Genomic DNA, 9,031 nt, shown 5'->3' with positions numbered 1-9,031 from the left:
CCGGCCGCCACCAGCTGCAAAAACTCCACCCGGCGCGAGAGCTCCTCCACACCCCCGGCGAAATCCGACGCGGCCCGGAAATCCCACAACGCCGCATCCTGAACCGCCGTCGAACCCACAGCCTCCAGCGCCGCCAGCGCAACATCCACACCCGACCACCGGGCCGGACCCGAACCCCGGCCTGAGTCGCGATCCGTGCCGGGATCCGCGCCGCAACCTGCAGCGCGACCAGTGCACCGATCCGTGCCCTGCCCGTCGTCCCCGAACGGAATGAAATCCCTGGCGGCCTCCATGAAACCAGTCTCCTCCGGGGGTCCGACACTTTAAGCGGGAACCCAACTTCCATCCCCATGAGTGGGTTCCGATTTCTTCCGAGCTTTGGCCCGGAGGTTGCAAGGCTTAGGGATGCCGCACGTGACCGGGATGCCCGACGGCACAAATGCACTTACACTGCTGGAATGCCTATCATCCCGGATACCAAGGACTGGACTTGGGTCCTGTCGCGGCCCTGCCCCGAGTGCGGTTTCGATGCCTCCGTTGCGACCCCGGCCACCGTGCCCGGGATCATCACCACCATGCTCCCGCGGTGGCGCGCCGCCCTCCGCCGGCCGGACGCGGCGGAGCGGCCCGATGAGGCCACCTGGTCCGTTCTCGAGTACGGCTGCCACGTCCGGGACGTCTTCACACTCTTCGATCACCGTTTGGCGCTCATGCTGAGCGAGGACGACGCCCGGTTCGATGACTGGGACCAGGACCGGACAGCAATCGAACAGGACTACGCCAACGCCGATCCTGCCGAGGTCGGTGCCGAGCTGACCGCCGAGGGCGAGCAGATTGCCGCGTCCTTCGCCCGCGTCACGGAAGAGGACTGGGGCCGCAAGGGGACCCGGAGCAACGGCTCAGTATTCACGGTCCTGACCTTTGCGCAGTACTTCCTGCACGACGTCGTCCATCACCTCCACGATGTGGACGGTTAGCCCATCGTCGGTTAGCGCGTGGACCGCAGGCTACCGGCCCGCCGCTGCGGCCCGGTAGCCTGCGGTCCTTCAGACCGCGGTCCCCGCGGTCGGCTAGCTACCGGCCCTCTAGTGCAGTCCCCCGAGCAGACTCCCCTAGCCGACGGCCGGCCGAAGATCCTTGTCCCACGCCATGCTGCGATTGACTGCCGAATAGCCCATCTTGATGAACAGCGCGAGGGCTCCGGTGGGGTTTTCTGAATCGACGTCCAAGGAGGCCACGTCCATTCCGGCCGCGGCAAAGCGGCGCATGGCATCCGCCAGGAGGACCTGCGCGATGCCACGACCGCGGAACTCCCGCCGCACTCCCAGCAGCTCTGTGTACCCCTCGCGGTAGCCGCGGGCCAAGGCACCCTCGGCGTCGTAGGTGGCCAGCTGGTAGCCCGCCACCGTGCCCGTGGAACGCTCAAGCACGACGCCGCTGAGATCCGGCCGGGCCTGCGGATCGTTCACCACAAAACCCCAACCCTCTTCGTCCCGGGGCTCCCTGCCCCAGTGGTCCCGAAATGCGTCATTGTGTGCCAGCCGCACGGGCTGGTGGAGCGCTGGCCCGAAAGTCACGAGCTCCAGTCCGAGGTCCAAGGCAGCATCGGGAAAGGCCTGGTTCAGCGGCCGGTGCATCTCGTTGTAGTAGCGGACAATGCTGTAGCCGGAACCCGCGAACAAAGCCGCTTGGTGTTGATGTTTCTCCTCCATGTAGAGCCGCAGCTTCGGATGCAGCGCCACCGTTCCGGCCTCCGCCACGCCGCCGGCCGCTGCAACATCCTCCACGAAGCGTTCCCTGGTCCGCTCTTCCATCCAGCCCAACAGCCCGGTGCCGATTCCACTCCCCTGCCACGCAGGATCCACGCAACCGGACCCTGTCGCCTTGTCCCCGTCGCGGTTCTTGGTGATCCTGGCGTACGCCCGTGCAATGCCCTGCGGATCGAACCCGAGGATGGTGTTCGCCGCCACCGGGTTGTTCTTCGACTCCAGGATCTGCTCCAGATCGGCGCGGCGCTCGAACCAGACGGGCTGCTCCACGGCGGCGGTACGGGCGATCAGTCCGGCCCACTCATCGAGGTCCCGCCGTTCTGCCGCCCGCCAGACCAGCCGGGAATCGAGCGAGGGCACGGTATCGCCTTGTCGGTTCATGGCAACAGGCTAACGGGCGCCCTACCCCCGCGCCAGCACCGCCGCCGCGGCCGTATTCCCGCCACGGGCGGCCGCTGCGTCGAGGTCCAGACGGATATCAGCGACGTCGATATCGTCCGGGTTGTGCGTTACGAGGACCACCGTGCGGTCCTTCAGGCCGTCCCGCAACTCCGCCAGCATGAGCCGTCCGGCCTCCGCGTCAAGGTGCGCCGTCGGTTCATCGAGCAGGATGACATCGGCCCCGGTCATCAGCGTCCGTGCGACAGCCAGGCGCTGGCGCTCCCCGCCGCTGAGGAATGCCCCGCCCGGTCCGATCCGGGTGTCCAGGCCGTCCTCAAGCCGGGCCAGCACCGGGCCGAGCCCCACGGCGTCGAGCGCAGCCCGCATCCGCTCGTCACTTCCGGCTGGTGCTCCGCCGTCGGCGGTCGCGGCGCCTCCTGAGGGCGCCGTTTCCCCGTCCCGCGAAGCATCTCCGGCCCCCGCGGCATCTCCAGCCGTGTTGCCGCGGTCGGACTCTGTCTCCACAGCCGCCCCTGGCCGCGCCAGCAGAAGGTTGCCCCGGATGGTCGAGTCGAACAGATGCGCCTCCTGCGGGCACCAGGCTGCGCGGCCGGTCAAAAACAAGTGTCCACTGGTTGCCGGGAGGAATCCCAGGGTCACCGCGAGCAGCGTGGACTTCCCGGATCCGGATGCGCCAGTGACGGCAAGCCAGCGTCCCGGGCCGGCCGCGGCCGTGAGTCCGGCAAAGACATTGCCGCAGCCAGGCCACCCGGCGGCGAGGTCGACCAGCTCGATCCCGGGCTCGCCGTCGGGCCGCGCCTCCCTAGGAACCAGCCCGCCGTCGGAGGCTTCGCCGCCCGCCGGTCCGCTGTCAGCCCCCGCGTCCAGGACTCCTGCCTCGCTGATGCGCCGCAACACGGCGCGCAGCGCGGGGTACTGCCGCACGCCCGTTGTGATGGCCGCGTAGGGGTCCACCAGGGCGAGTTGCACGAGCACGACGACGGCGACGGTCGCCGGTTGGACCGCGCCGCTAAGGGCCAGCGGGGCGGCCAGTACGGCGCTGGCCAGCGCTGCGCCGGCACAGGCCAGGACGGTCAGCGACTGGCCGAGGCCTTCCGCCCAGGCCGACCGCTGCGAGGCCGCGGTCGCGGAACGGTCGGCCTTGCTGATCGCACCCAGCACGGGAGCGGTCACTCCGTTGGCGTGGAGTTCTGCGCGGGCGTCCAAGGCGGCGGCGACGTCACGGAGCACGCCGGAGCGGAGCTGCTGTTCGGTGCCGGCGGACATGCGGTCGGCCGCCAGCGCCAGTGCAGGGGCCACGATAATGCTCAGCAGCGCCGCTGTGGCCACGGCCGGAAGCGCCGCCGGGAGCAGGAAGCCGATGCCGACCACTGCGGTCACGGCGACGGCAACTGCGGTGACAGGCGGCAGGACGACGCGGGGAAGGAGATCACGAAGGGTATCGACGTCGTCCACCACCGTGCCCAGGACGTTGCCGCCCTGCAGGAGCCGGCGCAGGGACAGGGCGCGGCGGCTCAGCGATTCCCAAAGCCGGCTCCGGAGCCGGGTCAGGGCGGCGAAGACGGCGTCGTGCAGGAGCAGCCGTTCGGCGTACCGCAGGCCAGCCCGGCCGACGCCGAAGAACCGCACGCCGACGATCGCTGTCAGCAGGTACAGAATGGGTGGCTGTTCGCTGGCACGGATGATCAGCCAGCCGGAGAGCCCGGCGAGGGCGACGGCGAAGAGGGCCGCCAGGGTGCCCACGGTTCCGGCGGCGGCAAAGCGGCCCGCCACCGGTGCCAGCAGCCGGCGCAGCCGGGCCGCAACCGAGCCGGCGTGCGGGGCTGACGGGGCTGTCGGCGTCCCGGGCGCCGGTCCGGTCCGTGCCGGGGCCGATTCAGCGACCGGGGCCCGTCCGACTCTAGCTGCTGCGGCCGGCACGTTCGCCGCAGTCGACGTCGCCACCGCAACAGACGCTGCCGCCGCAGCACGGAGGGCCGACGGCGGCACGATTGCCGCAGCGTGTACGTCCGTGCCTCCCCCGGCGGATGCCGCCAGCGCCACGCGATCCGTATGGTCAATGCCGCGGTGCACGCCGCCGTGCGGAGCCACCGCGACGAGCCTGTCGGCCAGCTCCCGGGTCTGCCGGTCGTGCGCGACGAGCAGCACGGTGACCCGTCCGCGGAGCCCGGCGAGGGCCCCGTTAACCACTGTGGCCGAACTCCGGTCCAGGTGGGCAGTCGGCTCGTCCAGGAGCAGTACACTCGCGCCAGCCTCGATCCGCGCCAGCCCGCGGGCCAGCGCCACCCGCCGCAGCTCCCCCGGGCTCAACTCGGCCGGGTGTTTGGCCGCCAGGTGCTCCGCGGCCACGGCAGCAAGGCACCGCAGTGCCGCAGCATCCCCTGCCGAACCAGCCGGAGGATTGGCAGAAGTGCCCGCCGGGTTCTTCACGGACATTCTGGCCGTAGCAGCACTGCCCGGAGTACCGGCCGCGGCGGCGTCGGGTCCGTAGACGGGAATGCCGAGGTACAGCCGGACCTCCTCCAGTACCGTGGGTGCCACCATGACGGGGTGCTGTGGCACCCAGGCGACCTGCGCCGTCGTAAATCCTCCGATGCGCCCCGACACGACGGTGCTGGCGCCTGTCCCTATGGTGCCCGCGAGGACGCCGAGCACCGTACTCTTTCCGGCACCGCTGGGGCCGTCGAGGGCCGTGATACGGCCGGCATCTGCGGTGAAGCTCAGCGGCCCGACGGCGGCTTCCGTGCGACCGCCAAAACGTACCGTCAGCCCGTCCACGCTGACGGCTGGCGGCCCTCCGGCCGGGACGCCAGCGGCGGTCAGGTCAGCGGACTGTCCTCGAGCTCCTGCGGCGGCTCCGGCGGCCCGAGTCGGGATCAGCAGGGAAGCTCCCGGATCCGCAAGGACCGCGGTGGTTTCGGCGAGCGCGGCCCGGCCTTCGTCGCTCGCGTGGTGTGCGGTGCCGAGTTCCCGGAGCGGCAGGTAGCAGTCGGGGGCCAGGATGAGCGCCAGCAGTCCGGCCTCAAGCGCCATATCGCCGTGCACCAGCCGGACGCCGATAAACACGGCGACCACTGCCACGGAAATCGTCGCGATGAGCTCCAAGGCCAAGGCGGAAAGGAAGGCCGTACGCAAAGTCCCCATGGTCCGGGAACGATATTCCTCGGACATATCCTCGAGTGCCTTGCGCTGGGCCGTGGCCCGGCCCAGGCCCACCAGGACAGGCAGGCCTTTGGCGAGTTCGAGCATGTGGCCGGAGAGCCGGGCCAGGGCCGACTGGGCTTCCCGGACCCGGTCCTCGGTATACCGCCCGATCAGCACCATGAACAGGGGCACCAGCGGCACTGTCAACACGATCACCACTGCGCTGATCCAATCGGCGAACAGGATGCGCGCCCCCAGCAGCAGCGGGATGGCCGCGCAGTTCACCAGCGCGGGCAGGAACTGGGTGTAGTAGTTGTCCAGGGCATCCAGCCCCCGGGTGGCGAGGACGGCGAGGCCGCCGTCAGCCGGCCCGGCCGACCGCGTTCCGCTCCTCAGCGCCCGCTCCAGAAGTTGCGAGCGAAGCTCCTCCTTCACCCCCAGCGCCGCACGGCGCGAGGCCACCGACTGAGCCCACACGGTCAGTGATCGCAGCACGGCCCCGGCCACCCCGAGGACGAGCTGGTCGGCCCAGGCGGGATCATGCGCCGCGAGACCGGCGAGCATCGATGCGACAGCCTGCGCCATCAGCACGAGCGACAGGGCCTTCAGGGCGGCCAGCAGGCCCAGCAGGTAGAGCGCGGAACGGGTTGCGGGGCCGGCGGGGAACGGTCTCATCGGGCGGTTAGTCCTTCGGTGCGAGCGCTTTGGCGGCGATCGCGGGCAGGAAGCTGTGGGCCTCGGGGATGTGTGCGGCGCTTACCCGGCGCCGGAACACCCAGTACGTCCATGCCTGGTATGCCAGGACGAGCGGCAGCCCGATGCAGGCCACAATGCTCATCAGGCCCAGGGTGTAGTCCGAGGACGAGGCGTTGGTGACTGTCAGGTTGAAGGCGGGATCCAGGGTGGAAGGCATCACCACGGGGAACGCAGCACCGAAGATGGATGCGCTGCCGAGCAGGAGGAACGCCCCGAGCGACATGAAGGCACGGCCCTCGGCACCCTTGCGGGCGAAGTTCCAGGCGAGTACTGCGGCCACGACGGCTGCGACGACGGCGGCCATGGTCCAGGCCTCGCCGCTGAGCAGCTGCAGGCTCACGGCCCAGCCGGCGATGGGCAGGAGCAGTACGGGCAGGAGCCGGACGAACCATGCCCGCGCCCGGTGACGGACCTCGCCGTCGGTCTTCAGCGCCAGGAACCCGAGTCCGTGCAGGAGCGAGAACCCGACGACGGCGAGACCGCCAAGCACGGCGTAACCGCTGAACCAGGCGAACGGTCCGCCCACGCGGTCGCCGTTGGCGTCAATCGGCAGCCCCGTGGTGGTCAGCGCCAGCGCGGCGCCGACGCCGAAGGCCGCGACGAAAGAACCGGCCGAGATGGCCCAGTCCCAGCGGGCGCGCCACTTCGGGTTGTCCACCTTGCCGCGGTATTCGAAGGCGACCGCACGGAAGATGAGCGCCACGAGGACCAGCAGGAGCGGCAGGTACAGCGCGGAGAACAGCGAGGCGTACCACAGCGGGAAGGCCGCGAAGGTGGCCCCCCCGGCGGTCAGGAGCCAGACCTCGTTGCCGTCCCAGACCGGGCCGATCGTGTTGATCAGGACGCGGCGCTCAGTGTTGTTCCGGGCGAAACCCTTCATCAGCATGCCGACGCCGAGGTCGAAGCCCTCGAGAAAGAGATAGCCCGTCCACAGCACCGCGATGGCAATGAACCAGATGGTGGGTAGCAGTTCCATGCTGAGAATCCTCTGCGCTTCTTCGTGTGGGGTTGCTGAATAGGTGGGTTGCTGAGCGGGCGCTTAGTAGGCGAACGCCAGGACGTCATCGCCCTCGGGCGTGCCCGGTGTGCCGCCCGGGGGCGTGCCGCCCTCCGACTCGTCCGCCGGGGCGTGTGCGAGTTCCGGCATGGCCGCGGCCACGCCGCCGCGGATGTATTTGACCAGGAGCTTGACCTCGACCACCAGCAGCACGGCATAGATGGTGGTCAGCACGACGAGGGAGGTCAGGATCTCGCCGGCGGACACGCCCGGTGAGACGGCCGCGGCCGTGAACATGAAGACCTGATCGATGCCGCTGGGGTCAGGGTTCGGGGCGACGACGAACGGCTGGCGGCCCATCTCGGTGAAGATCCAGCCCGCGGCATTGGCGCCGAACGGTGCGAGGATGCCGAACACCGCCAGGCGCATGAGGCCCCGGGAGGCCGGCACGGTTCCCTTTCGGGTGGCCCAGAGGGCCACGAGTGCCGCGAGGGCGGCGATGCCACCGAAGCCGATCATCATGCGGAAGCCCCAGTAGGTGACTTCCATGACCGGAACGTACTGGATTGGCTGGCCCGCGCGGTCCCCGTAGATGGGGTTGTCCGGCAGGGTGGTGCCGTACTTGGCCTTGTACTCGTCCAGCAGGCTGTTGACGCCCTTGACCTCGGTGCTGAAGTCGCCCTTGGCCAGGAAGGACAGGATGCCGGGAACCTCAATCACGGCGACGATGTCGTTGCAGTTCTTGGAACCGAGGTTGCCGACGCTGAGGACCGAGAACCCGGTGCCGTCGTGGCAGGCTGCCTCGGCGGCGGCCATCTTCATGGGCTGCTGTTCGAACATGAGCTTGCCCTGCAGGTCCCCGGTGACAGCCGTGCCCGCAAAGGAAATCATGGCGACGACGGCTCCGATGCGCAGCGAGCGGATCCACACGGTGTGGTCGTTGCGGTCCCGTCCGGGGATTCCCGGGGCCTCGCCGGGAATCACTTTGCCGTCGGCCCCGATGGTGTCGATGCCGTCGTGGCGGCGGCGCCACAGGTGGTACCAGGCAATGCCGAGGAGGAAGGCGCCGGCGACGGCGAGAGCGCCGAAGAGGGTGTGGGGCACGGCGACGAGGGCGGTGTTGTTGGTGAAGACGGCCCAGGCATCGGTCATGACGGGCCGGCCATTGAACATTTGTACGCCGACCGGGTGCTGCATCCAGCTGTTGGCCACGATGATGAAGTACGCCGAGAAGACGGAGCCGATCACGGCGATCCAGAGGCAGGCCAGGTGGAGGCCGGGCTTGAGTTGCTTCCAGCCGAAGATCCACAGGCCCAGGAAGGTTGACTCGACGAAGAAGGCCAAGAGCGCTTCCATGGCCAGCGGGGCGCCGAACACGTCGCCGACAAAGCGGCTGTACTCGCTCCAGGCCATGCCGAACTGGAATTCCTGCACGATGCCCGTGGCGACGCCCATGATGAAGTTGATCAGGAAGAGCTTGCCCCAGAACTTGGTCATGCGGAGATACTCCGGCTTGCCGGTGCGGTACCAGAGCGTCTGGATCACAGCCACCACCAGGCCAAGGCCGATCGTGAGCGGCACCATCATGAAGTGGTAGACCGTGGTGATTCCGAATTGCCAGCGTGCGATTTCCAAGGCGTCCAAGGCAGTCCCTACTTTAGCTAGGCTCGACCAACTTCTACATGTCGTAGAAGTGATACTTCTACAGAGTGTAGAACACATCGGCACTTCGTCGTAACCCAGACTCCCACGGGGCGTCATGGCCCGCAATGGGCCGGATAGCCCCCACTCCGGCGGCCGGGCCGGGCACCCTCGGTCCGCGGTCGGGGGCCACCCCCGGACTGTGGAGCCGATACCGGCGACCGGCATCCGAGGCCGACATCGAGGGCCGCAAGCCGCCGTCGGACCGCCGACTTCGGCACTGCCGGGCGCGCGGGCCGACACGCCGGACGGCCGTGTTCTA

5 protein-coding genes and 1 pseudogene are annotated in these 9,031 nt (G+C 69.2%); 1 reads left to right on the top strand and 5 read right to left on the bottom strand.

Annotated features, from left to right (window positions below; all coding sequences use genetic code 11):
• Positions 1-293: pseudogene (locus BLR03_RS24770) on the bottom strand (hypothetical protein); the annotation flags it as partial.
• A gap of 165 nt (positions 294-458) precedes the next feature.
• Between BLR03_RS24770 and BLR03_RS21985 the strand changes: the two are divergent.
• Positions 459-977 (top strand): DinB family protein, encoded by a 519-nt coding sequence (locus BLR03_RS21985; protein WP_091256511.1) that lies wholly within the window; start codon positions 459-461, stop codon positions 975-977.
• Positions 978-1,112: 135 nt separating this feature from the next.
• On the opposite strand, the gene BLR03_RS21980 is transcribed toward BLR03_RS21985, so the two are convergent.
• The 4 genes from BLR03_RS21980 to BLR03_RS21965 form a co-directional block, all read right to left on the bottom strand.
• Positions 1,113-2,150 (bottom strand): GNAT family N-acetyltransferase, encoded by a 1,038-nt coding sequence (locus BLR03_RS21980; protein WP_091256509.1) that lies wholly within the window; start codon positions 2,148-2,150, stop codon positions 1,113-1,115.
• Positions 2,151-2,171: 21 nt separating this feature from the next.
• Positions 2,172-5,990: a thiol reductant ABC exporter subunit CydD gene (cydD, locus tag BLR03_RS21975; protein WP_091256508.1), complete on the bottom strand. Its 3,819-nt coding sequence runs from the start codon at positions 5,988-5,990 to the stop codon at positions 2,172-2,174.
• A gap of 7 nt (positions 5,991-5,997) precedes the next feature.
• Positions 5,998-7,047 (bottom strand): cytochrome d ubiquinol oxidase subunit II, encoded by a 1,050-nt coding sequence (cydB, locus tag BLR03_RS21970; protein WP_091256506.1) that lies wholly within the window; start codon positions 7,045-7,047, stop codon positions 5,998-6,000.
• 63 nt (positions 7,048-7,110) lie between these two features.
• Positions 7,111-8,712 (bottom strand): cytochrome ubiquinol oxidase subunit I, encoded by a 1,602-nt coding sequence (locus BLR03_RS21965; RefSeq protein WP_091256505.1) that lies wholly within the window; start codon positions 8,710-8,712, stop codon positions 7,111-7,113.
• Positions 8,713-9,031 lie beyond the last annotated feature (319 nt).

Source organism: Arthrobacter sp. ok909, from assembly GCF_900104405.1.
GTDB lineage: Bacteria > Actinomycetota > Actinomycetes > Actinomycetales > Micrococcaceae > Arthrobacter > Arthrobacter humicola.
The sequence above is the reverse complement of the archived record's forward strand: the minus strand, read 5'-3'. Positions and strand labels throughout refer to the sequence as shown.

Bases quoted from the DNA above. Each gene is read 5' to 3' on its own strand.
- BLR03_RS21985 (WP_091256511.1), top strand. From the start codon at position 459: ATGCCTATCATCCCGGATACCAAGGACTGGACTTGGGTCCTGTCGCGG.
- BLR03_RS21980 (WP_091256509.1), bottom strand. From the start codon at position 2,150: ATGAACCGACAAGGCGATACCGTGCCCTCGCTCGATTCCCGGCTGGTC.
- cydD (WP_091256508.1), bottom strand. From the start codon at position 5,990: ATGAGACCGTTCCCCGCCGGCCCCGCAACCCGTTCCGCGCTCTACCTG.
- cydB (WP_091256506.1), bottom strand. From the start codon at position 7,047: ATGGAACTGCTACCCACCATCTGGTTCATTGCCATCGCGGTGCTGTGG.